Origin of the sequence: Saccharopolyspora antiqui (assembly GCF_052246905.1) — a bacterium.
Classification (GTDB): Bacteria; Actinomycetota; Actinomycetes; order Mycobacteriales; family Pseudonocardiaceae; genus Saccharopolyspora.
Genome location: NZ_JBQQBO010000002.1, coordinates 438,133 through 463,976 on the forward strand (window position 1 = coordinate 438,133; position 25,844 = coordinate 463,976).

Genomic DNA, 25,844 nt, shown 5'->3' on the forward strand with positions numbered 1-25,844 from the left:
TTATCAGCTCACCCGGCACAAGGCCGGGCGCGGTCGACCCCACCTGGCAGCATCCCCTTCTCCGGCCCGGTGAACTCGCGGTCGGCGAAGCGGCACAGGTGCGCGAACCACTCCTCGGGATCCATCGGGATGGGGTTTCGCCGCCCGGGCGTCTGGTCGGGGAGGAACAGGTCACCTTCGATCGCCGAGTCGGCATAGCTGGACAGGATCTGCGTTCCGCCGGAGACCGGGCGCTCCTCGCTCAAGTTCCAGATCTGGATGCCCCCACCGAGGCCGGTGAAGAGGTAGTCGTCGGAGAACCCGATGATGTCGTTGATCTCGGTGTTGATCTCGGCCTTAACGGTCAAGGAGTCCAGGTCGATCACCTTCGCAGGGCTGGCGGCCCATTCGACGGAGGCAACCGAGCCGTCCGCCGACACGACCGGGTGGATCACGGTTCCTTTTGCGCTGAACAGGAAATCGCCCAAGAGCTTGCCCGCACGGACGTCCCACACCGCCAGCCGTCCACCCGACATCACGAGCACCTGCTCGGGATGTCCTGGCCGAGCAGCCAGCGCCGGGGTGTCCGGCAGCCCACCCCGCGCGTGGGACTCCTCCAGGACGAGCGGCGGAGAGGTCTGCGTGCCCGTTCCGAGGTCCCAGACGGACACCACCCCCCAAGCCCCGACCACCAGTCCGCCGTTCGGTCCCGGGACCATCGAAACATCGTGGTAGTCCTCCAGTTCGGAAACGTCGTGCCCGGGCGGGACGGGGAGTTGCAGTTCGTGCTCCAGCACCAGTCCGGCGGTGCGGTACGTGCGCACCCGCGGGCCGATCGCCAGCGCGATCCGCTCGCCCGTGGCGTCGAAGGACAGCCGCACGCCGGTGGTGTCCAACGACAACCCCGGGATGATCGTCGATGCCAGGACCGCGCCGGACTCGTCCTGCACGACGAGTTCCAGACCCGCTGGATCCCCGTTGTCGCGGAGGGCGACCCACCGCTTCTTGTCAGCTGATGCGACGTGACTGCCGTAGTCGTCGATCTCGGCTGTGGTCGGGACGTTTCGCACCTCCATCACACCGTTGCGGCTTGCGATGGCGGTCAGCTGGTGCTCGTCGCGCGCCATGACCACCAGTTCCCGGAACGACGCGTCCAACACCGTGGTGTACATCCGATGCCAGGTCGGCCAGTGGATGATCTGCTGGGGTTCGTTGGACGATGCGTTCAGCAGGAGGTACTGGCCGGTGAGGTCGGTGCTGACGTCGGAGCACGGCACGTCCGGCAGCCCGCCGGTGGTCCGGCCGGTGAGCGGGTCCACGGCGTGCAAACCGGTGGCATCGCACTGCACCAGCAGCGTTCCGCCGCCCACGAGAAAATTGATGTCGGGATCCGCGCCGGTCGGATAGGTGTGGATGCGCGCACCGGTGGCGAGATCTCGCACCACGACGGGGAACTGGTTCTCGCCGTTGGCCAGGACGTGGCTTTCCTTGGTGATCAGGTACCTCCCGTCAGGGGAGGGGTGGATCTCCTGGACCGGGTCCTCGCTGGGAATTCCCTCGAACGTCACCAGGCTGGGAAGTTCCCGCATGGTCGCCAAGTCCCAGACCCGCACCGGCTGCCGGTCGTCGACCGGCTTGGCACTGTCGACTGGCTTGGCACTGAGGAACCTGCTGTTCCAGCTGAAGTTGACGAAGCTCACGTCGTCCCGCTCAAGGAGCGTGATCGGTTGGTCCGGATTCGTCAGCTCCAGCAGGCGCAGCCCGTTGCCCTCGCCCTGCGGGTTCACCGCGAGGAATCGGCCGTCCGGACTCAGCTTCACCTGGGCGGGCGGGGCGTTGGCCGGGTCCACCACCGGCAGTTCGCGATGCCGCGGGTTCGGTCCGTCGAGGTCCCACCACACCACGGGGCTCTTCGCCCTGTCCTCGGGGTAGATGACCAGCACCCGGCCGTCAGCGCTGGCGAGGACCGACCAAACACCGGGGTCCGGCATCAGGTCGGGCGGGATGACCCGGTCCACGGCGTGCCAGTACACGCGCTGCTGGAACAGGGCGCCGTAGGCATCGGGGCTGTCGGGTTTTTCCCGGTGGGCAGCCAGGGCCAGCTGCAGCGCTTGGCGCGGATCCACCCCGGCGGCGCGTTCGGCGGCCTGGGCGAGGAGGGCCGCGTTGGTCGTGTGCAGCTGGTTGCTCGTCCGCACGGCGTAGGTGGTGACCGCAGCGGTCAGACCGGCGGCGACCAGCGTCAGCGCGAGGGATATCGCCGTGATGGTGCGCCAGCGGCGTTGGGTGCTGCGTTGGACGGTCTCGCTGTGGCGGATGAAAGTCCGCTGGCCTTCGGGGATGTCCTCGGGACGGGCTCGGAGCCAGTCGGTGGCTTCGACGAGCGGGGCGCCGGTGAGCTCGCCGCCGGAGTGTCGCAGGTCGGTGAGTTTCGCCTGCCAGGTCAGGAAGTCCGCGTCCTCGGCGAGCCAGTCGCGCAAGGTCGGCCAGTGGTCGATCAAAGCCTGGTGCGGGAGTTCCACGCGCTCGTCGCGGACGACCACGAGCCGTTTCGCGGCGAGTTCCTGGGCCATTTCGCGCAGGTCGTCGAGGTCTTCGAGATTGGCGCTGCGCCGGGCGTGGCCGCCTTCGCCGTCGGGGCGGGTGAGCCGGGTGAGCAGCCGTCGGGCCTGCTGCCGTGCGCCGGGGCGGAGGCTGTCGAGGACTTCGTCAGCTCGTCTGCTCAACGCGCCGGGGACCCGGCCGAGGTCCTGGTACGCCTCGTGGGTGAGCCAAACCCCTTGGCGGCGTTGCCAGAGCTGCTCCAGCACCTCGGCGAGCAGGGACAGCGTGCCGTGGCTGGGCGGGCAGTCGTGCAGGATCGCGTCGAGCAGCCCGACTTCCAGGGCGAGACCGGCGGATTCCGCGGGGTGCTCGATGGCTTCCCGCAGCTGCTCGGTCCGCATCGGTTTGACCAGCCAGACCGACTGGTTGAGCTGCTCGGCCGTGTCGGGTGTGATCAGGTCGTCCAGCGAGCGGGAGCGCAGCGTCAGCACGACGCGCAGCGGCGCGGGTTGGCCGGGGCGTCGCGGTTGTTCGGTGATGCGCTCGATGACGTTCGCCAGCTCGGCGCGCGCCCGTTCCGGATCGGCGACGACCTGTTCCTCGAACTGGTCGAGGAACAGCACCGCACCGTCCGCAACCACCTCGTCGAGGGATTCGACGACCGTCGCGCCCTCGCGCTTGAGCCGGGGCAGCAGACCAGCCCGGACCAGCGAGGACTTGCCGCTGCCGGAGGGTCCCGCGATGGCCACCATGTCCTGCCGCCGCAACAGGTCCAGCAATTCGGTGATCTCGGCCTCGCGCCCGTGGAACCGATCGGCGTCGGCTTCCTGGAACGGCTTCAACCCGAGGTAGGGGTTGCGGTCCGAGTCGACCCACTCGCGCAGGAACGCCATCGGCACCAGGTGCGCCGTGCTGTCGCCGGAGCGCGTCACCACCATGCCGACGACGCCGCGCAGCCGCTCGTCCCACACCGGTGCGCCGCTGAACCCGGGCACGATCCGCTGGTGGTGCGGATCCACCGCCATCTGCACCCGACCGGCGCCCTGGTAACCGGCGATCCGGCCCTCGACCCAGACTCCGTCGGGGTCGGCAGCGGTGAACCCGAGGACCCGGAAGCGGTGGTCCAGCACGTCGTTGTCCAACCGCACCGGGGCCGGGCGGGCGGCTGGCGGTGGGTCGAGGAGCCGCAGGATCGCGACGTCGCTGTCCTCGTCGGCCGCTACCAGCTCGACCGCGTGACCACCGGAACCCAGCAGCGGGAAGTCCGCGGTGATGCCGTCGAACCCGGCCACGACGTGCGCACACGTCGCGACCAGCTGCCCCGGCAGCACGAAACCGGTCCCCAACGGCGAAGACCCGGCCACCAGCCGCACCGCCGAACCGGCTAGCGGCTCCGCCGCGGTCACATCCGGACGTTCGGTCACATCCACCTCACCTGCAGGGCGGTTCTGTGCTCACGCCAGCAGGCAGCGACGCCAGCTCCTGCGGCGTGAACCCGCGATCGGAGATCCGGCACAGATCGCGGAACCACGTCTCGGGATCGAGCGGGATCCGTTCGTGGTAGCCGGGGCGCCGGTCGGGTAGGTAGGCGTTGCCTTCGACGGTCTGGGCCTCGTAGTTGGTGTCGAGCTCCGCTGTGGCCATCTTCCGGTTCTTGTCCCAGTCCCAGATCTGGATGTCCGCGCCCATGCCTTCTTCCGCGAAGAGATAGGTCCCGGATATCCCGATGAGCTGCGAGGTCTGCGCGGGCAAAGACCGCAGCACGCGTTCTGATCCCAGATCAACCACCGCGATCGAGCCGCGGTCCTCATCCGCTACCGCTGCGACGGCTCCGTCCGTGGACACGACGAACTGGCTGCCGGGGACGGAGTAGGTCGACAACCGCTTGCCGGTGTGGAGGTCCCAGACGGACAGGCCCGAATCGGATTGGGACACAACCTGTTCCGGGTGCCGCGGGCGCAGCTCGATTTGCGGTCCGCCGGTCAATGCCAGCCAAGCCACTGGTGCGACGGTGGGCAACGCCGGGCGCGTCTGCACCCCGGTTCGAATGTCCCAGGACGACAGCATGCCCAGATTGCTGACGAGGACTGGGCCGCCCGGAACGGCCCGGACAGACGCGTCTCCGCTGGACTCCTCGTCCGCACGCCGCTCCAGTGGAACCGGCAGGACCACATCCCTTTCGAGCATCAGATCGTCGGTGCGGTAGATGAACATCCTCGCGCCTACGACCACGAGGACTCGCTCGCCAGTGGAGTCGAACGCCACGGCCTGCGGATAGGCCGGAGCATTCGTCCTGCGAACGGCCACTCCGCGGGAGTCCAACAGCACGATCTCGCCCTGGTCCTCGGCCAATCCGCTGGGTGCGTAGCCGTAGGCGGCCCAGAACTTCCCGTCGGGGCTCTGCGCCATCAGGTCGTTGCGGACTCGCTGGACTTCGGCTCGCTCGCCACCGGGAATCGAGCTCACCTGCACGGCGCCGTTGCGCACCGAGATCGAGCTCAGCGAGCCGTCCTGGTTCGGCACGAGGAGCGGGGGGATCGTGCCGTCCCAAGACCTCGGTGCTACCGACTCGGAGAGGTTCGCCTCGGCCCCCGTTCTCCACTGCACCGCCGTGCTGATCCCGACCCCGTTCGGGTTGTCGTTGAACAGCAAGAACTGTCGGCTGGCGTCCAGGAACAGGTTGCAGTCCCCAGTCCTGGTGTAGGTCAGCGCACCGGTGAAGGAGTCGCGGATGTCGAGTCCGCTGGCGGTGCAGGTCGCCACCTGCAAGCCTCCGTCGAGCAGTTCGATGTCGGAGCTCTCGGTCTGCTCGGATCTGCGAATTTCGCTGCCGGTAGCCAGGTCTCGGGCGAACGCCGTGTGGCCAGACGCACCGCTGTCCGTTGTGCCGCTCGACTGGATCACCACCAGCGACCGCCCGTCCGGCGACGGGTACAACGCGTCGAAAGAAGTTATACCGCCGTATTCGTATTCTGCGGGCTCCGGGATTGACCGAATGTCGCGCAGGTCCCAGAGCAAGACGGTTCGCGCCGGGGCCGCGTAAGGTGCCAGCGCCAGGAACCTGCCGTTGGCACTGAATGAAATCTTGTCGAGGGAAGACTCCAGTGGTGGGTGCAGGACCATCGGCTCGCCGACCGAAGTGAGATCCCACAGCAGCACGCCCTCATCGGGGAGGTACTGGGCCAGCCGCCGCCCGTCCTGGGTCAATGCGAACCGCGCCCCCTCCGACGTCGGTATCAGGCGGTGGGAAGTGTTGGCGGTCAACAGATCCCACCACACGACGACCTGGTCAGCGGGGTTCTCCGGCACGAAGACCACCACCTGCCCGTTCGCGCTGGCCAGCATTTCCCCCACGCCGCGCAGCGGCGGCTCGGTGAGCACGCGATCCACTCCCCGCCAGTACAACCGCTGTTGCAGCAGTGCGCCGAGAGCTTCGACGCTTTCGGGCTCTTCCCGCCACGCGGCGAGCGCGAATTGGAGAGCCTCGGACGGATTCGCCTCGGTGGCGTTGTCGGAGGCTTCCGAGAGATCCGCGGCGTTGATCATCCGGATCTGCGCGTGCAGGTCGCCGTTGCTCTCGATGGCCACCCCGGCAAGCACTGCGGCCACCAGCATCAACGTGACGGATACCGCCGTGATGGTGCGCCAGCGGGTTCGGTCCCGGCGCTGGGTCGCGGTGCTCCGGCGGATGAATTGCCGCTGGACGTCGGGGATGTCCTGGGGGCGTTGGTGCAGCCAGGCCTCGGCTTCGGCCAACGGGACATCGCGGAGCAGGCCGCCGGAGTCGTGCAGATCGATGAGCTTCGCCTGCCAGGCAAGGAAATCCGCGTCTTCGGTGAGCCATTCGCGCAGCGTCGGCCACTGGTCGATGAGGGCCTGGTGGGTCAGGTTGACGCGCTGTTCGTGGACCACGAGCAGGCGTTTGGCGGCGAGATCGTGCGCTGTTTCCCGGAGCTCCGGTTCGAGGTCGGTGAGCTGGGCGCTGCGGCGGGCATAGCCGCCTTCACCGTCGTGCCGGGTCAACCGGGTCAGCAGTCGTCGAGCGCCTTCGCGCTGGCGGGGCTTCAGCGACCGCAGCGCTTCGTCGGCGGCATTGCGCAACGCGCCAGGTACCCGGCCCATGCGCTCGTAGGCTTCGTGCGTCAGCCAACCGCCGTGCCGGTGCTGCCAAAGCTGGTCCAGGACCAGCGAAACCAGCGGCAACGTGCTCGGCTCGTCCGCCGTGTCGTCCAGGATCCGTTGCACCAGGCCGGATTCGAAGGCCAGACCACCCACCGAAGCGGCCGGTTCCTCGATGGCCGCGGCCAGCTGTTCGCGGGACATCGGTTCGAGGAACCACACCGCTCGGTTCAGCTCCGCGACGGTTTCCCGGCTGATCAGGTCGTCCAACGACCGCGACCGCAGCGTCAACACCGCGCGCAGTGGCGCCGGTTCGCCCGGCCTGCGCGGCTGGGCCGCTACCGCCCTGCCGACGGCCGCGAGCTTTTCCCGCGCGGCAGCCGGATTCGCGATGACGGCCTCCTCGAACTGGTCCAGGACCAGCACGGTTCCGGGCGTCGTCGGGATGTCGTCGGTCAGGCCGAGATCGACGACATCCGCTCCCGCCTGCTTGAGCCGGGGGAGCAAGCCCGCCCGGACCAGCGAGGATTTGCCGCTACCGGACGGTCCCGCGACGGCGACGATGTCCTGCCGCGCTGCCAACTGGAACAGGTGGGCGATGTCCGCATCGCGGCCGTGGAACAGTTCCGCGTCTTCCTCCCGGAACGGACGCAAGCCCCGGTAGGGGTTGCGCGCCGGAGCCGTCCACGCATCGCCGAGCGCCGTCGTGGGCACCAGGTGCGCCGTGGTGCCGCTGCGGGCCGTGGTGGTGACGACCATGCCGACCACACCGGCCAGCTCCTCGTCCCAGACCGGGGCACCGCTGAAGCCCGGTTCGATGCGCCAGTGGTCCGGATCGACCGCCATCTGGATCCGGCCCGCGCCCTGCGCACCGAGCAACCGGCCGGTCACCCAGATGCCGTCCGGCAGGTCGTGCGGGAAGCCGAAGGTGCGGAAGCGGTGGTCGCGGACCGCGCCGGTGATCCGGGCCGGGACGGGCAGCGCACCCGGCGGCGGATCGGTCAACCGCAGGATCGCGACGTCCAGCTCGCCGTTCTGCTCCAGCACTTCAACGGGGTGATCGGCGCTGCCCAGCAACGGGAAGTCGGCCACCGGTTCGCTCGCGCCCTCCAGCACGTGCGCGCAGGTGGCGATCACCTCGGGAGCGATCAGGAAACCCGCGCCGAGCACGTGCGGTCCGTCGCGCAGCCGGACCACCGCCGGGTCGAGCGGGTCGGCAGCCAACCCGCCCATCAGCTCGGGGTGACGCCGTTCCACTCGATGCTGACGTTGAAGTTGGCCTCTCCGGCCGACTTGGCCACCGCGAGGTTGGCCTCGCCGGTGACCTTGATGCCGAACTGCACGTTGATCTTGGACGGCGGCTGCTCCATCGCGCGCAGCTCGCCGAGCACCGCCTCGGCGGCCGATCGGATGCTGGCCATCGCCTTCTGCACGGTCTCGGAGGCCTGCACGACCTTCCCGCCACCGCCAGCCGGTATCGCACCTTGGCCGTCGGCCGCTTCGATCAGCAGTTCGCCGCCGTCTTGCAGCGGCATCTTGACCAGCTGTGGCATGTCTCGGCGCTCCCCGGTGCTGGCGGCTGCGGACATGATCGAAGTTAGCCCAAGATCGGCGGCCCTAGGTGCGGTTCCGACAACTCCGCGTACGGCGCTCGTTCGGGTGACGCCCGTCCGTGTCTTGAGTCGCTCGGGGCGGGGTAGTCCCGGATCGGCATGCAGATGGAATTCGCGCGTTTTCCACTCGGAGGTGGTCCGTGATGAAGGCAGTCGTGTACCAGGAACCGTTCTCGGTCGCTATCAACGAAGTGGATCGGCCGACGGTCCAGCACCCCAACGACGTGATCGTGCGCATCACCTCGACCGCCATCTGCGGCTCCGACCTGCACATGTACGAAGGCCGGACGGCAGCCGAGCCGGGCATCGTGTTCGGGCACGAGAACCTCGGCATCATCGAGGAAATCGGCTCCGGCGTGGTCAGCCTCAACCGCGGTGAGCGGGTGGTGATGCCGTTCAACGTGGCCTGCGGCTTCTGCAAGAACTGCATGGCGGGCGACACCGGGTTCTGCCTGACCGTCAACCCCGGCTTCGCCGGAGGTGCCTACGGCTACGTGGCGATGGGGCCGTATCCCGGCGGGCAGGCCGAATACCTTCGGGTGCCGTTCGCGGACTTCAACTGCCTGAAGTTACCGGCCGACGGCAGCCATGAGGCCGATTTCGTGCTGCTGGCCGACATCTTCCCGACCGGCTACCACGCCTGCGAGCTCGCGCGGGTCTCGCCGGGCGAGAGCGTTGCCGTCTACGGTGCCGGACCGGTCGGGCTGATGGCCGCGTACTCGGCTCTGCTGCGCGGTGCGGCACGGGTGTTCAGCGTCGACCGGGTGCCGGAGCGGTTGGCCAAGGCGGAGGAGATCGGTGCGACGCCGATCGACTTCTCCAAGGGCGACCCGGTCGAGATGATCAAGGAGCAAACCGAGGGCGAAGGCACCGACAAGGGCATCGACGCGGTCGGTTACCAGGCGAAGGTCCGCGACGGCTCGAAGGAAGAACCCGCCGTCGTGCTGAACTCGCTGATCGAGACGGTGCGACCGACCGGGCGGTTGGGCGTGCCCGGCCTGTACGTGCCCACCGACCCCGGCGGTCCGGACACCAACGCCAAGATGGGGATGCTGCTGGTCGAGATCGGGCGGATGTTCGAGAAGGGCCAGGTCGTCGGCACCGGTCAGGCCAACGTGAAGAAGTACAACCGGCAGCTGCGGGACATGATCATCGCGGGCCGGGCCAAGCCCAGCTTCGTCGTCTCCCACGAGCTGTCCCTGACCGAGGCGCCCGACGCCTACCGCAAGTTCGACCAACGAATCGAGGGCTACACCAAGGTCGTCCTGCACCCGTAGCGCAACTACGCCACTGGCGGCCACCGCGGCGCCCTTCGCCGCCCGGCCCAAACCCGTGATCAGGCCGAAGGCGCCGTTTCGGCGAGAACGGCGAGTTCCGCTGCCACCGCGGCGAGCTTGTCGCGGAGGCGGGCGACGGCATCCGTGCCCAGCGGCAAGCGCAACGGTGGATTTTTCCGTGCCGCGACGGCGACGATCTGGGCGGCGGCCCACGCCGGGTCACCGCCCGGTTCGTCGTCGTCATAATCGGCGAGAATTTCGCCCACCTGGTGGTAGTCGTCGATGGAACGGCTCGCCTGTTCTGAGCTGGCCGACGCGAAGTCGGTCTGGAACACCCCGGGTTCGACGATCGTGACCGTGATCCCGAAGGGCGTGAGTTCTTCACGCAACGCTTCGGCCAGTCCCTCGACCGCGAACTTGCTCGCCGCGTAGACGCCGAATCCCGCCCCAGCGGCGAACCCACCCATCGAACTCATCATCAGCACGTGACCGGACCGCTGTGCGCGCATCACCGGCAGCACCATGTTCGTTACCGACAACACCCCGAAAACATTGGTATCGAACAGTGTCCGCGCCTCGTCCGCGGAGGTTTCCTCGACGGCACCGAACAACCCACGACAGGCATTGTTGCCCGCGCTGATGTCCGGCGATGCCGACGAACGCTTCGAGTTCGGCTTGGACCTCCTAGTCCGAGGCATCGCCGCCCACACGCCGTAGCTCCCCGTTCGAGGGAGAGGTGAAGGGCACCTTCTACCAACTAACTTGGCGAAAGGTGCCCTTCACCTCGCCCGCATCGGGTGAGCGGGGCGGTGCTGCGGGGCGGGGCCGGGGCGGGCATTCGGGGTGCTGTGTTGAGCAGGGGTAACGTGTTGTGCGGGGTTCGGCCGTTACTGTTGTCGGTCATGGATGTTCGGGTCGTGGACCACCCCCTGGCGAAGGCAAGACTGTCCACAATGCGCGATGCGCGCACCAACAGCGCCGCATTCCGGGCCGCATTGCAGGAACTCACGCTGATGCTCATCTACGAGGCCACCTGGAACGCCGAGGTGGCGGTGGAGCCGATCCACACGCCGGTGGCGCGCACCAACGGCTACCGGCTGGCGAACCCACCGCTGCTGGTGCCGGTGCTGCGGGCCGGTCTGGGCATGGCGGATCAGGCGCACCGGCTCATCCCGGAGGCCCAGATGGGCTTCGTCGGGCTGGCCCGCGACGAGGAGACCCTGCGACCCACGCCGTACATGGAATCGCTACCGGCCGACCTGGCCGGGCGGCCGGTTTTCGTGCTGGACCCGATGCTGGCCACCGGCGGCTCGATGCTGCACACCATCAGCCTGCTGACCGAGCGGGGTGCCAGCGACGTCACCGCGATCTGCACGCTGGCGGCTCCGGAGGGAGTGCGGCGGCTGGAGGAGTCCGGGCTGCCGGTGCGGGTGGTCACCGCGAGCGTCGACGAGCGGCTCAACGAGTCGGGGTTCATCGTGCCCGGCCTCGGCGATGCGGGAGATCGCGAGTACGGCGCGGTGTGAGCCGCCCGCAGCAGCATTTTGCGGCCGAACAGGCGCTACCTGGTCTAGACCTGGTTGGAATATGGTCTATACCACGTTGACCCCGGTCACCGGAAAGATCCAGGAGTCGCCATGTCCACTCGAAGGCGCCGGTTCCCGTTCCGGCTGCTCGCCTCGCTCAATCGATCAGTCGTGAGTGGTTGTGGCTGTTAGGACGACCAGGGTCACTCACGACCGCGCTGGCCCCGAGTAGCCAACCCCCGTCGCTCGGGGTCAGCGCCTCCAACCCGCGATGGTGTTGCGCAGCGCCCGCTCGTAGCGCGCCCCGCGATCGTCATCGGTAGGTGCCGAGCCGTTGAGCTCCAGCGAAACCAGGCCGTGCACCAGTGCCCAGGCGGCGAAGACGACCTCGGCCGGATCGGTGTCGACCACCTCACCGCCCGCGATCGCCCGCTCGACGGTCTCCTGCAGCGGCAGGATGCTGCGCAGCGCCTGCTCCCGCGCTTGGTCGTCCGGGGTGAAGTCGGGGACCGCCTGACCGAACATGATCGAGTAGAAGTGCCGGTTGGCCAGCGCGCTGTCCCGGTAGGCGAGGCCCAGCGCGGTCAGGTCCTGCATCGGATCGCCGGTTCGCGCCACCCGCTCCATCCGGTCGCACAGCCGCCGGAATCCCTCCACGTACAGCTCGCGGACCAGTCCCGGTTTGCCGCCGAACAGCGAGTACACCGCGGTGGTCGAGGTGCCCACGTCCGCGGCGAGGCGGCGCAGGCTCAACCCCTCTGGACCGTGCGCGGACAGCAACTCCCCGGCTCGGTCGAGCAGGCGGATGCGGAGGGCTTCGTCGTGCACTCGCGGTCTCGCCATCGACTGAAAGTATCGTCTTTTACCGAGTGGTATCAGCGCGATACCATCTAGCGCATGGCCATGACCTTGCGCCTCACCGAAGAAGAGAACCACCGGCTCGCCGAACTCGCGGCGGCCGAAGGTCGGTCCAAGCAGGAGGTCGTGCGCAGCGCGCTGGCCGAACGCTGGGCGCGTCAGCAGCGGGAACAACAGTTGGACGACGTCATGCGGCGGGTGCTGCCGCGATATCGGGGATTGTTGGACAAGCTCGGCCCAGCATGATCGACTATTGACCGGTGACCGTTTATCTCGACACGTCCGACCTGCTCCTGCTCGCCACCGCGGTGGCCGACGGCGACCTGATGGTGCGGGACAGCGGACTGCTGGACGCGGCGGCGTACCGACCGCGCGCGGAGGTTCTCGGCGTACCGGCCTACGAGACCCTGTGGCTGAAGTCCGCCGCGTTGCTGGACTCGATCGTGCGAACCCGCCCGCTGTCCGAGGGCAACTGGCGGCTGGGCTGGGTGGCCGCGGTGGCGATGTGCGACGTCAACGGCTGGTGGGTGGAAGCCGATGACGACGCGGCGCTGGTGCTGGTCCGCGAGGTCGGCCGCGACCAGCGGGAACTGCCCGAAGTGGCGGACCGCCTGGAGCGCTGGGCCAAACCGAAGGTCTGACGGCCGCCACCAGGCACGCGAACTGCTGCGCACGTCCGCTTTGCGCAGAGTTCAAAACGAATTCGTGCTGCCGAACGGCATCGTTGCGGTCGCGTCGTGGCACGCTGTGGCGGTGGTTTCACCGCGAGAAGGCATCAGCTGGACATCGATGCTGCTCGGTGTTGCGGCCATCGGTGTGCTGATCCGCAGCGCGCGCACCGTTGCGCAGACGCGGACCATCGTCCCGCTGCGCGAGCCGCAACCCGCCGCAGTCCTGCCGCCGAAGGTCACCGTGGTCGTACCGGCCCGCAACGAGGCCGCCGTACTGGCCGGGTGCCTGCGTGCGATCAGTGCGCAAACCCATGGCGCACAAGGAGATTGGCTGCTGCGCGTGGTGGTCGTGGACGACGGCTCGATGGATCGGACCGGGGAGATCGCCCGCGCGCACGCCGCGGCGGATCCGCGCGTGACGGTCGTCCGGGTGGATGCGCCGCGACCGGGCTGGAGCGGCAAGGTGCACGCCATGCACGTCGGGGTGGAGGAGGCCGGGCCGCCGGAGGCGGGCGAATGGTTGCTGTTCGTCGACGCCGACACGGTGCTGGCTCCCGACCTGCTCAGCAGGCTGCTGGCCACCGCGGAAGCAGTCGACGCGGACCTGGTCTCGACGCCCGGCGGCCCACCGCCCCGGCGCTCCGCGTCCTGGCCGCTGCTGATGCCGCCGGGGCTGCAGCTGATCGGGGAGAACGCCGCGCCGGACGGTCGTGGGCGCAAGGCCTTCGCGATCGGCCACTGCATCCTGCTGCGCCGTTCGCACTACGACAAGGTCGGTGGCTGGGCCGCCTTCGCCGCGCGGCGCAACGAAGACGTGGCGATCGCCACCGCGGTGCGGGACCACGGCGGCAGCACCCGCACCGTGGACGGGCTCGACCACATCTCGACCAGCGGCATGGATCCGTTCCGCCAGGGCTGGGCGTCGTTCCGGAAGAGCTTCGTGGCCGGTACCCGAGGCTCGGTACCGCTGCTGACCGGGATCGGACTCGGACAGATCGCGATGTCGGTGGCCGCGCCGATCGCGGTCGCGGTCGGCTGGCGCCAGCGCCGCCCGGTGCTGACCGCGGTCGGACTCCTCGGCTGGTCGGCGCAGAGCGCGGCGCACGCCCGAACGGCGAAGTTCATGCGCGCGAACCCGTGGTTGGCGCCGTTGGCGCCGGTCAGCGGCACGTTGTTCGGGGTGCTCCTGCTCGACGGCGCGGGCCGCGCGATGCGCGGTGCGACGAGTTGGAAAGGTCGCCGGACCAGGTTCTGAAGCGCCAGCGCGACAGTGGCCCGTCCGGCGTTCGGACGGGCCACCGCGTTCAAATCGTTCGGATCTACGGTCTGCCAGGGTTGTTTCAGGTCATCGTCCTGGTGGCTCAGTCCTCAGCCGACGGCGCCGCTTTGTTGGAGTCTCCGCAAGGCAATAGGTGCGCCCGCTAGATCTTCTTCGTTGCAGAGCAACTTCACGTCGTAGTAGGGGGCGCCTTCGCGGTCGTCATAGTCCAGGTGGACTGCGATGACATCGATGGGTTCACCCAGCCAGCGCTGGGCTTCGCGGAGCCATTGGGCGGACCGCTCCAAGGCGGTCGGCAGGTCGTCGTCGCGGAACTCGACAGGTCGGTACGGCACGCCCTGAACCTGATCGTGCGGACCGGAGGGTTGTGGGAGATCCACGGATAGGCCGGATTCGTCGAGTTCGAGTCGGATCGCTTCCTCACTCACTGTCGCAGGGTAACCCCTCCGGCCTGTCAAATGCTGCCGGAGGGCCTGCACAGTTGTTGTTAATTGCCCTGTCGCGGCGGCTGGTGGGAGCGGGCCGATTACGCTATGCGCAACAAGTGCAAGGCGCCCTGGACATCGCACGTTGATGAGGGAAGGCGGGCTTTGTCCAGGGCACCCCGTGTCGTCAAGGGGCGCGCCCCGACGACACGATCAGGTTACTCCGGCGGCCCCGATCAAGATCAACTGGGGTTCGCCGTTTTGGCGTGCGCGCCGCGAGCGCTTCGGCACGCGCTGGAACCGAGCCATGATCACCGCACTTGACCAGCGGGAATGAGGCGGTCAGGGCATCAGTCCGGCCGCGACGGTGGCGCCGAGCTCCCAGCAGGCCTCCAGTGCGTCCTTGTCCGGCTGGCCGAGCACGGTGACCGGTTCGGCGACGAGCTGCCACGACAGGCCGGTCGTGATCGCCCGGATCGCCCGCACCGCGCCCTCCACGCCCTCGTTGCCGTGCACGTAGCAGCCGTACGGCCGACCGGCGGTCGAATCCAGGCACGGGTAGTAGATGGTGTCGAAGAAGTGCTTGAGCGCGCCGCTGATGTAGCCGAGGTTCGCCGGGGTGCCCAGGAGGTAGCCATCGGCTTCGAGGACATCGGTGGCCGTGGCGCTCAACGCCGCTCGCCGCACCACTTCGACGCCCTCGATCTCGTCGGTCGTCGCGCCCGCGACGACCTGCTCGAACATCGCCTGCATGCCCGGCGACGGGGTGTGGTGCACGATCAGCAGCCGCGGCATCGTCAGTCCCCTCGCACGAGTTCGGAAACCGACCGCTCCAGCGCGGCCAGCCGATCCGCGGCCCGCCGCTTCACCGCCGCCAGCGAGAGATCGCCCACCTGCTCCACGACCTGCAGGTAGCACTTGAGCTTGGGTTCGGTCCCGGACGGGCGGATGACGACCCGCAGCCCACCCGCTCCGGTGATCACCAGCGCATCGGTATCCGGCAGCAGATCCGCAATGTCCACAGTGGTCCCAGCCAACTGGGCGGGCGGCTGCTCGCGCAGTCGGCTCATGATCCGCGGGATCGCGCTCAGATCCGTGACGCGCACCGAGACCTGGCCGGTCCGGTGCAGGCCGTGCACGGTGGACAGTTCGTCGAGCAGTTCCGGCAGGCCGCGTCCGGCCGCCTTCGCGGTGGCGGCCAGATCGCTGCTCAGCACGGCGGCGGAAATGCCGTCCTTGTCGCGCACCCGATCCGGGTCGACGCAGTGCCCGAGCGCCTCCTCGTAGGCGTAGACCAAGCCGGTCCCGGCACCGTCCCCGGCGCGCACCAGCCACTTGAAACCGGTCAGCGTCTCGGCGTAGCGGACCCCGAACTCGGCGGCGATCGAACGCAGCATGGTGGCCGACACGATCGTCGTCGCCACCAGCGGATCCGGTGTGGCGGACCGATCCAGGGTGGACAGGACGTGCTGGGCGAGCAGCACGCCGGTCTCGTCGCCGCGCAGCATCCGCCAGCTGCCGTGCTCGGGCACACCGAGCGCGCACCGGTCGGCGTCCGGGTCCAACGCGATGGCCAGATCCGCGTCGATCTCGGCGGCCAGTTCCAGCAGCGCGTCGGTCGTGCCCGGCTCCTCCGGGTTCGGGAAGCCGACGGTGGGGAAATCCGGATCCGGTTTGGCTTGGGAGGAAACGAGGTGCACGTCGGCGAAACCCGCGCGGTGCAGTGCGTGCAGCAGCGTTTGCGCCCCGACACCGTGCAGCGCGGTCGCCGCGATCCGCAGCGAGCGCGCGTCGCCACGAGGCAGGGTGACAACGCGCGCCAGGTAGTCCTCCAGCGCGGACTCGTAGGTCGACCAGCCTTCCTCGCGTGGCACCGAATTCGCCGCCGGTGTCGCGGCGATCGCCGCCTCGATCTCGGTGTCGGCCGGGCTCACCAGCTGAATGCCGCCCCGCAGGTACAGCTTGTAGCCGTTGTCCTGCGCTGGGTTGTGCGAAGCGGTGATCTGGATACCGGCGACCGCCCGCAGCGCGCGGGCGGCGTGCGCGAGCACCGGCGTCGGCAGCGGCTCGGGCAGCATCCGCACGTCGAAACCGGCTGCCACCAGCACTCCGGCGGCGTCGGCGGCGAAAACCTCCGAGCCGTGCCGCGCATCGCGGCCGACCACCACGACACCGCCGCCGTGACCGTGCTCGATCAGCCAAGCCGCCACACCAGCGGTGGTGCGCACGACCACCGCGCGGTTCATCCCGTTCGCCCCCGCGCCCACCGGGGCGCGCAGACCCGCGGTGCCGAACCGCGGCATGCCGGACATCTGGTCGGCCAGCGCCGGGTCGTCGGCGTCGAGCAGTTGCCGCAGCTCGGCCTGGGTTCGCGGGTCGATGTCATCGGCGATCCACTGCCGGGTGGCTGCGCGCAACCGATCATCCAAGGCCATGCCGCCTCCTGCCGCACGGCGAGCGGAATTGGCTGCCACAGCGACCAAATCCACTCACGCCGCCCCCCGTGCCTTGCGGGACACCGGCACCCGGTTTCTTGCGGGACACCCGCACCCGGTGTCTTGCGGGACACCCGCACCCGGGCGCGGCGTCGCGAGCGGCGGAGAAATTGTCACTCACGCCGCCTCCACCAGGGACCGCAGCAGTTTGCCCATCCGGCTGGCCGAAGCGCGACCGGCGTCCAGCACTTCCTGGTGGTTCAACGGTTGTCCGCTCAACCCGGCGGCCAAGTTCGTCACCAGCGACAGCCCGAACACCTCGGCACCTTCGGCGCGGGCCGCGATGGCCTCCAGCACCGTCGACATCCCGACCAGATCGACGCCGAGTCCGCGCAGCATCCGGATCTCCGCCGGGGTCTCGAAGTGCGGACCGGGCAGCCCCGCGTAGACACCTTCCTCCAGCGACGAATCGATGCCCCGGGCCAGTTCCCGCAGCCGTGGCGAGTACAGGTCGGTGAGGTCCACGAAGTTCGCGCCGACCAGCGGTGAGCGCGCGGTCATGTTGACGTGGTCGCTGATCAGCACCGGCTGGCCGACCTGCATGCCTGCCCGCAACCCACCGGCGGCGTTGGTGAGCACCACCGTGCGGCACCCGGCGGCGACGGCGGTCCGCACGCCGTGCGCCACCGGCTCGATGCCCTTGCCCTCGTACAGGTGCGTCCGCCCGAGCATGACCAGCACCTGCTTGTCGCCCACCGGCACGGACCAGATCTTGCCGCTGTGCCCGAGCGCGCCCGGTGCGGCGAAGCCAGGCAGGTCGGACATGCTCAGCTCGGTGGTCGGTCGGCCGATTTCCTCGGCGGCGGGCTGCCAACCGGAACCGAGCACCACGGCCAGGTCGTGGCGCGGGGTGCCGGTGACCTCGGCGAGCTTGGCGGCTGCCGCGTTCGCGGCGGCGGAGGGGTCGGAAGTAGTGGTAGGCGTCACGGCCGGGCAGCTTAGTCCGTGCCGAGCCGCCCAGCGCTGATTCAGCCGCGCAGGAGCGCGTCGACGTCGCCCCGGGCCCTGGCGAAGGCGAGGTGGTCGACGTAGTCGCGCGAGGCGACGATCTGACCGTCGCGCACCCGCAGCACGAACACGCAGGGCACGGCGAACGCGGCCCCGTCGTGCGCGGTGCCGTGGTACTCGAACTCGGCGACGATCACCTCGGGGTCGGTGGTCTGGTGCACCACGACGTCGCGGGCCTGGATGTCCGGTGAGGTTCGGGTCAGGCCAGCGCGGAAGTGCGCCGCCAGCTGCTCCCGACCGCGCAACGTCGGACCGCCGCGCGGGCTCATCGGGTGCTGCACCACGGCGTCCGCCGCGTAGAGGTTCGGCAGGTTCTCGACCTGCCGGTTGATCACGCCGTGCAGGAGTTCTTCGAACACTTCGGTCGGGGTGGGGGCGTTTGGCACGGCTGTCTCCTGCACGCTTGGTGGAGCACTGGGAACCTAATCGGAGTGACAACTCCGAATATATGGAGTCGTCACTCCGGTTGTCAACCGAGCGGGGAGCCGTGACCACACCGCAGCCAGCACCGGACCGTCCGCTGCGCGCCGACGCGCGCCGCAACCGGGAGCGCATCCTCGACGTCGCCGACGCGGTCTTCGGTGAAGCGGGGCAGGCCGCGTCCACCGAGGAGATCGCCCGCCGCGCCGGGGTCGGCATCGGTACCGTGTTCCGGCACTTCCCGACCAAAGAAGCGCTGCTGGAAGCGGTTCTCGTGGGGCGGTTGACGCGGTTGCGCGACCGCGCCGCGCAGCGGCTCGACGCGCGTGATCCAGGTCAGGCGTTCTTCGACTTCTTCACGCTGATGGTGCGCGATGCACCGGCGAAGATCGCCATCGCCGGTGCCCTGGCGGACGGCGGCGTGAACGTGCGAACCGCCGCCCACGCCGCGCACCAGGAGCTGCGGTCGGCCTTCGGTCAACTCCTGGCGCGGGCGCAAGCCGCCGAGGCGGTCCGGCGGGACGTCGACCTGCCCGAGGTCTACGCGCTGCTGATCGGCACTTCCCGCGCCGCGGCGGAAGCCGACCTGGACGAGCAGGTGATCAGCCGGACGCTGCGGATCGTGTTCGACGGACTGCGCGCCCGCTGATCGCTCACAAGCCGGTTTTCAGACTCCGCTGCACCGGGTCGAGGAGCTCATCGCTGCTCGCCGCCTCGTCGATCGGCACCGTGACGCGCACGATCCACAGGTCGTCACCGCGCCTGATCAGCTCCGCCGTGGTGCTGCGCCGCCGCGGCGGACCGGCTTTCCCGGTCAGGTTGAACTCGATGGTCGTGTACTTCATCCGCCGGTTGGCGCCGTCGGTGAAGCTGGGAGTCACCTGGACATCGCCCTTGCCGCCAGCGGCGAACCCGGGCAGTGCGGCCTCGTAGTCCGCCAGCTGGTGGCCCTCGCGGAAGAACTCGCCGTAGCGCTGCACCGCGATCTCCGTCGCACCGTCCGGCGACACGAACGACACCACCGAACTGTTGGCGATGTCGGTGCGTTCGCTGTGGAACAGCCGCCAACCGGCATCGTTGGGCGCCAGGATGCTGAAGTTGCCGCCGTCGGGTGCGGAGGTGTGCTTCGCGTTGTCCTTGAGCTCGACCAGGTGCGGTTGCTCGCCGGTCTCGGTGGTCGACCTCGGCGGCTCCGGCAGCAGCGACTTACCGGCGATCAGCCGGGTCGCGGCGAAACCGCCGACCAGCGTGGCGGCGAAGAGCACGACCGCGGCGACCCCCAGCGCGAGCACCGCCCACGGCGACCGGCGGCGCGGTTGCGGCGCCTCCCGCAACACGAACGGCGGCAGGCCGGGATCACGGGCCAGCGGCGTCGAAGCCAACTCGTACCCGGGCTGCTGGACGGGTGGCAGCGCATCGCGCTTGCGCACCTTCACCGTCGGCGCATCCGGGTCCAGCAACATCGAGAACGGGCGGGCACCGGGCTCGGGCAGCAGGTGCTGGATCCGGCGGCGCACGTCGGTCAGCGTCATCCGCTGCGTCGGATCCTTGACCATCAGGCCCCTGATGATCTCGCCGATCGGGCCGGGCCGGGTGACCACCGGCACGGGACCGCGCACCACCTCGGTGACGGTGGCCAGCGGATCGTCGGCCACGTCGTAGGGCGGGCGCCCCTCGGCCGCGGCGAAGATCGTCGCGCCCAGCCCCCACAGGTCCGCGGCGGAGGTGACCGCTTCACCCCCGGCAACCTCCGGCGCGATGAACGCCGGGGTGCCGAGCAGGATGCCGGTGCTGGTGATGGTGTGCTCGGCGATGTTGCGGGAGATGCCGAAGTCGCTGACCTTGATCCGGCCGTCGTCGCCGATCAGCACGTTGCCGGGCTTGACGTCGCGGTGCACGATGCCGGCCCGGTGCGCAGCCTCCAGCCCGGCGGCGACGCCGTCGGCGATCATCGCCAACTGGTGGTCGTCGAGCGCGCCGTGCTCGCCGAGGATCGTGGCGAGGCTCTGCGACGGCACCAGTTCCATCACCACGAACGGTTCGCCGGCTTCCCGCGCCACGTCGTAGAGCGTCACGACGTTGGGGTGCGACAGGACGGCGATGGCGCGGGCCTCCCGGAGCGCGCGCTCGCGCATCTCGGCGGCCTCCTCCTCCGGCATGCCAGGCGGCAGCTTGACCTCCTTGACCGCCACCGGTCGTCGCAGGAGCTCGTCGATGCCGGACCACACGGTGCCCATCGCACCGCCGCCGAGCTCGCGTTCCAGGCGGTACCGGTCGCCGATCAGCCGACCGGCGCCCGCGAGGGTGTCGTTGCTATCCGTGGGCACAGCCATATTTTCCATGGTCGGTCCGCCTCGCGAGGTTGAACCGAACAGGATCGTTGCCCAGCTGGGACGATTGCCGATACCGCCGAATCGCGCACCCGAGGTGCCCGCAGACGGCGTTACCAGAAGTGAACTATCCCACCCGGACAGTTGCGGATCCGCGGCTCGCGGTGCGGCCAAGGTCATTTCGTCGCAACGAAAAACGGCCTCCGAGCGGCCAATACGCGATCAGCGCTGGATTGGCCGCGAGTGGTGCGTTTCGGATAAGTTGGGCGCCGATCGGACCTCGCTGGACATCGGTGGCCCGAGCCTTCCTCAAGCCGATATTCGCAGCGGTGGCAGCGCGGCGGCACTTCGCCGGTAGCGGTGCGCCCGCCGTGGCGGCGGCGAACAATCCCGGTGTTCGGGTGTCGGCGGGTCCGCGTGACCACGGCCAGTCGGCGTCGAGGAGGTGCCTTTGTTCGCGTTCGTCATCGTGCACCTGCTGGTGGCTCTCGTACTGCCGTTCCTCGCCCGGCGCAGCACCCGCGCGGCCTTCCTGACCGCGGCGGTTCCCCCCGCCGCGGCGCTGGCCTGGGTGCTGGCGCAGGCCCGGCCCGTGCTGGCCGGGCAGGTGATCAGCGAAACGGTGGCGTGGGCGCCGCTGCTCGGACTGGAGTTCAGCTTCCGGCTCGACCCGCTCGCGCTGCTGATGACCGTGCTGGTGGCGGGCATCGGTGCGCTGGTGCTGATCTACTCCGACGCCTACTTCAGCCGCGGCAGCGGTGCCGCGAGGCGCTCCGCGCCGCTGCTGCTGGCCTTCGCGGGCGCGATGCTGGGGCTGGTCCTCGCCGACGATCTGATCACCGTCTACGTCTTCTGGGAACTGACCACGATCTGCTCGTTCCTGCTCGTCGGGCAGGCCGGGATCAGCCGCGAGTCGCGGCGGTCCGCGCTGCAGGCGCTGATGATCACCAGCCTGGGCGGCCTGGTGATGCTGCTGGGTTTCGTGGTGCTCGGCGAGTCCGCGGGCACCTACCGGATCTCCGAACTGATCGCGAACCCGCCCGGCGGCGCACCGGTGGCGGTGGCCGCGGTGTTGATCCTCATCGGCGCGTTCACCAAATCCGCCCAGCTGCCGTTCCACAACTGGCTCCCGGCTGCGATGGTGGCGCCGACCCCGATCAGCGCCTACCTGCACGCCGCGTCGATGGTCAAGGCCGGTGTGTTCCTGGTGGCTCGGCTGGGGCCGGTGTTCCCGGGGGTGCCGCAGTGGTGGCTGCCCGCCGTGCTGTTCGGCCTGGCGACCATGCTGCTCGGCGGCTGGCGGGCACTGCACGAATTCGATCTGAAGAAGCTGCTCGCCTATGGCACGGTCAGCCAACTCGGCTTCCTGATGGTGCTCTTCGGCACCGGCACGTACACCGCCGCGGTCGCCGGAGCCACGATGTTGTTGGCACACGGCATGTTCAAGGCGACGCTGTTCCTGGTCGTCGGCATCATCGACCACCAGACGGGCACCCGTGACATCCGCGAGCTTTCCGGGTTGGGCCGCCGGATGCCTTGGTTGGCGGTGATCGCCGTCGCGGGCGCGGCGTCGATGGCCGGGTTGCCGCCGATGCTCGGCTTCCTCGGCAAGGAGGCTGCGTTCAGCGCGTTCCTGGACGCCCAGCAGTCCGGTCTGCTGGTCGACGCGGTGCTGGTGGTCGGCTCGATGCTGACCGTCGCCTACAGCCTGCGGGTGCTGTGGGGCGCCTTCGCGGACAAACCCGATTTGGCCGCGACCAGGGCGAAACCAGCCGGTGTCGAGGCGCTGGTGCCGACCGCGCTGCCCGCGATCGTGGGCATCGTGCTGGGCGTCGGCTACCCGATCGCCGATGAGCTCGCGAGCGCCTACGCGAGCGCCTTCCCGGTCGGTCGCGACCCCTACCACCTGGAACTCTGGCATGGCTGGACGCTGCCGCTGCTGCTGTCGGCGATCGCGGTGGCCGGTGGTGTCGCGCTGCACCTGGGCCGAGCGCGCGTGACCGCGCTGTGGCACCGGCTGCCGCGGTTGCTCGACGCCCAGCGCGGTTACGAGCGGATCATGGCGCTGCTGGAGCGGGTCGCGGTCGGTGTCACCGGTCGCCTGCAGGTGGGATCGCTGCCGACCTACCTCGGCATCATCCTGCTGACCGTGCTGCTGATCCCCGGTTCGGCGCTGGTGATGCGGGCCAGCGTGCCCGCGGACGTGCGCGCCTACGACAACCTGTTGCAGATCCCGCTGGGCATCGTGGTGGTGGTCGCGGCGATCGCGGTGCTGCGCGCGCGGCGGCGGCTGACCGCGGTGCTGCTGGTCGGTGTCGTCGGCTACGGCATCGGCGGTCTGTTCATCTTGGACGGTGGGCCCGACCTGGCGCTGGCGCAGTTCCTGGTCGAGACGTTGACGCTGGTGGCGTTCGTGCTCGTGCTGCGCCGACTTCCGGTGCGCTTCAACCAGACCGACACCGCGAAGGCGCTGCGGGTGCCCAAGGCGATCATCGCCGGTGCGGCCGGGGTGTTCATCGCGCTGGCCGCGGTCATCTTCAGCGCCGCCCGGCAGGCGCCGTCGGAGGCGAGCGCGGAATTCATCGCCAACGCCGAACAGGGCGCCGGAGCGACCAATGTGGTCAACGCGATCATCGTCGACTTCCGCGCCTTCGACACCGTCGGCGAGATCGCGGTGCTCGCCGTCGCGGCGACCGGTGTCGCCAGTCTGATCTTGGCCGCCCGGCACGAACGCCGGAGGCGCAGCACCCGGGTGACACCGCCGATACGCGTCAAGGCGTTGACCAAGCAGCAGGAGGAGGTGCGCGAATGACCCCGCCGACCCAACCCCGGCCGTCCTGGACCACCTGGGACGCCCCGACCGAGCGCTGGCTGCTGTCCGGGTTCCGCCGGGGCGGCATGCCGCGCTCCGTGCTGCTGGAACTGGCCGCCCGGATCGTGTTCCCGACCGTGCTGGTGCTGTCCATCTACCTGCTGTTCGCCGGTCACGACCGGGCCGGTGGCGGCTTCAGCGGTGGTCTGGTGGCCGGGCAGGCGTTCGTGCTGCGCTACCTGGCCGGTGGCCGGATGGACGACAGCGCGATCGTGTCCATGCGCCCGCCGGTGCTCATCGGACTGGGCCTGATCATCGCGACGGGTTCGGCGTTCGTGCCGCTGCTCTTCGGCGGCCAACTCCTGGAGACCGCGATCTACAAGCTCACCGTGCCACCGCTCGGCGAGATCAAGTTCGTCACGAGCGTGTTGCTGGACAGCGGGGTGTACCTGCTGATCGTGGGCGTGGTGCTCGACCTGCTGCGCACCCTCGGCTCGGGCGTCGAAGCCGACGCCGCCGCAGCGGCCAGGGGGCAGCGATGACCATCAACCTGACGATGGCGATCGTGCTCGCCGTGCTGTACTCGGTCGGCTTCTACCTGCTGATGCAGCGCTCGTTGATGCGGATCCTGCTGGGCATCGTGATCCTCGGGCACGGCTCGAACCTGCTGCTGCAGACCGCCGGAGGCCCGCCCGGTCGGGCCGCGATGATCGGCACCACCTCGCCGGGCGAGATGGTCGACCCGCTGCCGCAGGCCATGGCGCTCACCGCGATCGTCATCACCTTCGCCCTGACCACCTTCCTGCTGGCGCTGGCGTACCGGTCGTGGACGCTGCTCGGCCACGACGAGGTCCGCGACGACGTGGAGGACCGGCGCATCCAACGGCTGGAACGCCGACTTGCCGAGTCCGAAGAGGACAGCACCGAGGAACTGGCGAAGGAGGCCACGTCGTGACGGTCTTGGTGGCCCTGCCCGTGCTGCTGCCGCTGACCGCCGCCGGATTGTCGTTGGCGCTGGGGCGGTTCGCCGACCTGCAGCGCGTCCTCGGGCTCATCGTGCTCGGCGCGATCATCGCCGATGCGGCGGTGCTGCTCTACGTCGCGGACCGCGACGGCCCGGTGGTGCTGCAGATGGGCGGCTGGCCCGCGCCGTTCGGCATCACCCTGGTCGCCGACCGGCTTTCCGCGCTGCTGCTGGTGGTTTCCTCGGTGGTGACCTTCGCGGTGCTGATCTACTCGATCGGCCAGCGCATCACCGACTACGGCCGGGAACGCTCCAGCACCACGTTCCACCCGATGTACCTGATGCTGTGCGCGGGCGTCTCGCTGGCCTACCTCACCGGCGACCTGTTCAACCTGTTCGTCGCCTTCGAGATCATGCTGAGCTCGTCGTACGTGCTGATCACGCGGCGCACCACGGCCACCCGGGTGCACGCGGGCATGACCTACACGATCGTCAGCCTGGCCTCCTCGCTGCTGTTCATCACGATGATCGCGCTGGTGTACGCCTCCACCGGCACGGTCAACCTGGCCGACCTCGGCGAGAAGGTGCACCAACTGCCGGACGGGCTGCAGATCGCGCTGGCGCTGCTGGTGGTGATCGTGTTCGGGGTGAAGGCCGCGATGGTGCCGCTGCACTTCTGGCTCCCGGACAGCTACCCGACCGCGCCCGCGCCGGTGACCGCGGTGTTCGCCGGACTGCTGACCAAGGTCGGCATCTACGCGCTGATCCGCACCCAGACACTGGTGTTCAGCCACTCCGAGAGCTGGCGGTTGATGCTGGGCATCGCGCTGATCACCATGATCGTCGGCGCGCTGGGCGCGCTGGCCCAGAACGACCTGAACCGGCTGCTGTCGTTCCTGCTGGTCAGCCACATCGGGTACATGCTCTTCGGCCTCGGCGTCTACGACGTGGCCGGGCTGACCGGGGTGATCCTCTACGTGGTGCACCACATCACCGTGCAGGCCACGCTGTTCCTGGTCAGCGGGTTGATCACGCGGCACACCGGCACGGTCGCGCTGACGCGGATGGGCGGGTTGGCCAAGGCCGCGCCGCTGATCGCGGTGCTGTTCGCGCTGCCCGCGCTGAGCCTGGCCGGAGTGCCGCCGTTCTCCGGCTTCGTCGCCAAGCTGGCGCTGCTGCAGGCCGGTGTCGGCGCGGACACCTGGACCGCCTACGCGGTGACCGGTGGGGCGGTGCTGACCAGCCTGCTGACCCTGTACGCGATGGCGCGGGTGTGGACCCGAGCGTTCTGGGGCCAGGTCAAGGTTCCGGAACCGGACCCGGATCCGACCGACGAACTGGTCGTCGGCACCGCCACGTCGAGTCGACCGATGGTCGCCGCGACCGGGGTGCTGGTGGCCGCGAGCGTGGTGATCGCGGTGGTCGCCGGTCCGCTGGCCGCCGTCAGCGGCCGGGCGGCCAGCGACCTGATGCACGGCGAGACCTACCGCAGCGCGGTGTTGGGAGGTGCCGCCGGTGAATGAG

Annotated in this window: 22 protein-coding genes; 11 read left to right on the forward strand and 11 right to left on the reverse strand. The window is 69.3% G+C overall.

Annotation, left to right across the window (positions count from 1 at the left end; all coding sequences use genetic code 11):
- Positions 1-8 precede the first annotated feature (8 nt).
- From ACTWQN_RS06615 to ACTWQN_RS06625, 3 genes are read right to left on the reverse strand one after another with little or no spacing between them, the layout of a single operon-like run.
- Positions 9-3,947 carry an nSTAND1 domain-containing NTPase gene (locus ACTWQN_RS06615; RefSeq protein WP_443202416.1) on the reverse strand — a complete coding sequence of 1,313 codons (3,939 nt, stop codon included), beginning with the start codon at positions 3,945-3,947 and terminating at the stop codon, positions 9-11.
- A 7-nt stretch (positions 3,948-3,954) separates the two neighbouring features.
- Positions 3,955-7,875, reverse strand: a complete 3,921-nt coding sequence (locus tag ACTWQN_RS06620) for an nSTAND1 domain-containing NTPase (protein WP_443202417.1) — start codon at positions 7,873-7,875, stop codon at positions 3,955-3,957.
- Entirely contained in the window at positions 7,875-8,195 is a 321-nt protein-coding gene (locus tag ACTWQN_RS06625; protein WP_443202418.1) for a CU044_2847 family protein, read from the reverse strand. Before ACTWQN_RS06625 ends, ACTWQN_RS06620 begins: the two co-directional genes overlap by 1 nt.
- 203 nt (positions 8,196-8,398) lie before the next feature.
- Here ACTWQN_RS06625 and ACTWQN_RS06630 point away from each other — a divergent pair, with 203 nt between their 5' ends.
- A complete protein-coding gene (locus ACTWQN_RS06630) occupies positions 8,399-9,532 on the forward strand; it encodes a glutathione-independent formaldehyde dehydrogenase (protein WP_443202419.1) in 1,134 nt (377 codons plus the stop codon).
- Between the two features lie 59 nt (positions 9,533-9,591).
- Here the strand turns inward: ACTWQN_RS06630 and ACTWQN_RS06635 are convergent, their stop codons facing one another.
- Positions 9,592-10,143, reverse strand: coding sequence for an SDR family NAD(P)-dependent oxidoreductase (locus ACTWQN_RS06635; protein WP_443202420.1), 552 nt, complete (start codon positions 10,141-10,143; stop codon positions 9,592-9,594).
- A gap of 28 nt (positions 10,144-10,171) precedes the next feature.
- Here ACTWQN_RS06635 and ACTWQN_RS06640 point away from each other — a divergent pair, with 28 nt between their 5' ends.
- Positions 10,172-10,249, forward strand: coding sequence for a TetR/AcrR family transcriptional regulator C-terminal domain-containing protein (locus tag ACTWQN_RS06640; protein WP_443202509.1), 78 nt, complete (start codon positions 10,172-10,174; stop codon positions 10,247-10,249).
- Between the two features lie 185 nt (positions 10,250-10,434).
- The gene (gene upp / locus ACTWQN_RS06645) at positions 10,435-11,058 is read left to right on the forward strand and encodes a uracil phosphoribosyltransferase (protein WP_443202421.1); all 624 of its coding nucleotides are present in this window, start codon (positions 10,435-10,437) and stop codon (positions 11,056-11,058) included.
- Positions 11,059-11,310: 252 nt separating this feature from the next.
- Here the strand turns inward: upp and ACTWQN_RS06650 are convergent, their stop codons facing one another.
- Positions 11,311-11,901 carry a TetR/AcrR family transcriptional regulator gene (locus tag ACTWQN_RS06650; protein WP_443202422.1) on the reverse strand — a complete coding sequence of 197 codons (591 nt, stop codon included), beginning with the start codon at positions 11,899-11,901 and terminating at the stop codon, positions 11,311-11,313.
- Between the two features lie 54 nt (positions 11,902-11,955).
- Here ACTWQN_RS06650 and ACTWQN_RS06655 point away from each other — a divergent pair, with 54 nt between their 5' ends.
- The 3 genes from ACTWQN_RS06655 (at position 11,956) to ACTWQN_RS06665 (ending at position 13,842) form a co-directional block, all read left to right on the forward strand.
- Positions 11,956-12,162 (forward strand): type II toxin-antitoxin system VapB family antitoxin, encoded by a 207-nt coding sequence (locus tag ACTWQN_RS06655; protein ID WP_443202423.1) that lies wholly within the window; start codon positions 11,956-11,958, stop codon positions 12,160-12,162.
- 14 nt (positions 12,163-12,176) lie between these two features.
- Positions 12,177-12,557 carry a type II toxin-antitoxin system death-on-curing family toxin gene (locus ACTWQN_RS06660; RefSeq protein ID WP_443202424.1) on the forward strand — a complete coding sequence of 127 codons (381 nt, stop codon included), beginning with the start codon at positions 12,177-12,179 and terminating at the stop codon, positions 12,555-12,557.
- Positions 12,558-12,669: 112 nt separating this feature from the next.
- On the forward strand, positions 12,670-13,842 hold the full coding sequence (locus tag ACTWQN_RS06665; protein ID WP_443202425.1) for a glycosyltransferase family 2 protein: 1,173 nt from the start codon (positions 12,670-12,672) through the stop codon (positions 13,840-13,842).
- 113 nt (positions 13,843-13,955) lie between these two features.
- Here the strand turns inward: ACTWQN_RS06665 and ACTWQN_RS06670 are convergent, their stop codons facing one another.
- The 5 genes from ACTWQN_RS06670 to ACTWQN_RS06690 form a co-directional block, all read right to left on the reverse strand.
- Entirely contained in the window at positions 13,956-14,294 is a 339-nt protein-coding gene (locus tag ACTWQN_RS06670) for a hypothetical protein (RefSeq protein WP_443202426.1), read from the reverse strand.
- Positions 14,295-14,633: 339 nt separating this feature from the next.
- Positions 14,634-15,086: a flavodoxin family protein gene (locus tag ACTWQN_RS06675; protein ID WP_443202427.1), complete on the reverse strand. Its 453-nt coding sequence runs from the start codon at positions 15,084-15,086 to the stop codon at positions 14,634-14,636.
- Between the two features lie 2 nt (positions 15,087-15,088).
- Positions 15,089-16,726: a phospho-sugar mutase gene (locus ACTWQN_RS06680; RefSeq protein WP_443202428.1), complete on the reverse strand. Its 1,638-nt coding sequence runs from the start codon at positions 16,724-16,726 to the stop codon at positions 15,089-15,091.
- A 177-nt stretch (positions 16,727-16,903) separates the two neighbouring features.
- Positions 16,904-17,713, reverse strand: coding sequence for a purine-nucleoside phosphorylase (locus tag ACTWQN_RS06685; protein WP_443202429.1), 810 nt, complete (start codon positions 17,711-17,713; stop codon positions 16,904-16,906).
- Positions 17,714-17,754: 41 nt separating this feature from the next.
- Positions 17,755-18,180, reverse strand: coding sequence for a nuclear transport factor 2 family protein (locus tag ACTWQN_RS06690; RefSeq protein WP_443202430.1), 426 nt, complete (start codon positions 18,178-18,180; stop codon positions 17,755-17,757).
- 101 nt (positions 18,181-18,281) lie between these two features.
- Here ACTWQN_RS06690 and ACTWQN_RS06695 point away from each other — a divergent pair, with 101 nt between their 5' ends.
- The gene (locus ACTWQN_RS06695) at positions 18,282-18,863 is read left to right on the forward strand and encodes a TetR/AcrR family transcriptional regulator (protein ID WP_443202431.1); all 582 of its coding nucleotides are present in this window, start codon (positions 18,282-18,284) and stop codon (positions 18,861-18,863) included.
- Positions 18,864-18,867: 4 nt separating this feature from the next.
- Here the strand turns inward: ACTWQN_RS06695 and ACTWQN_RS06700 are convergent, their stop codons facing one another.
- Positions 18,868-20,547, reverse strand: a complete 1,680-nt coding sequence (locus ACTWQN_RS06700) for a serine/threonine-protein kinase (RefSeq protein WP_443202432.1) — start codon at positions 20,545-20,547, stop codon at positions 18,868-18,870.
- A gap of 448 nt (positions 20,548-20,995) precedes the next feature.
- Between ACTWQN_RS06700 and mbhE the strand changes: the two genes are divergently transcribed.
- From mbhE to ACTWQN_RS06720, 4 genes are read left to right on the forward strand one after another with little or no spacing between them, the layout of a single operon-like run.
- A complete protein-coding gene (gene mbhE / locus ACTWQN_RS06705) occupies positions 20,996-23,356 on the forward strand; it encodes a hydrogen gas-evolving membrane-bound hydrogenase subunit E (protein ID WP_443202433.1) in 2,361 nt (786 codons plus the stop codon).
- Complete coding sequence (locus ACTWQN_RS06710) at positions 23,353-23,898, forward strand: MnhB domain-containing protein (RefSeq protein ID WP_443202434.1); 546 nt, start codon at positions 23,353-23,355, stop codon at positions 23,896-23,898. Before mbhE ends, ACTWQN_RS06710 begins: the two co-directional genes overlap by 4 nt.
- Entirely contained in the window at positions 23,895-24,311 is a 417-nt protein-coding gene (locus tag ACTWQN_RS06715) for a Na(+)/H(+) antiporter subunit C (protein ID WP_443202435.1), read from the forward strand. Before ACTWQN_RS06710 ends, ACTWQN_RS06715 begins: the two co-directional genes overlap by 4 nt.
- Positions 24,308-25,843: a Na+/H+ antiporter subunit D gene (locus ACTWQN_RS06720; protein WP_443202436.1), complete on the forward strand. Its 1,536-nt coding sequence runs from the start codon at positions 24,308-24,310 to the stop codon at positions 25,841-25,843. Before ACTWQN_RS06715 ends, ACTWQN_RS06720 begins: the two co-directional genes overlap by 4 nt.
- Position 25,844: the final 1 nt, after the last annotated feature.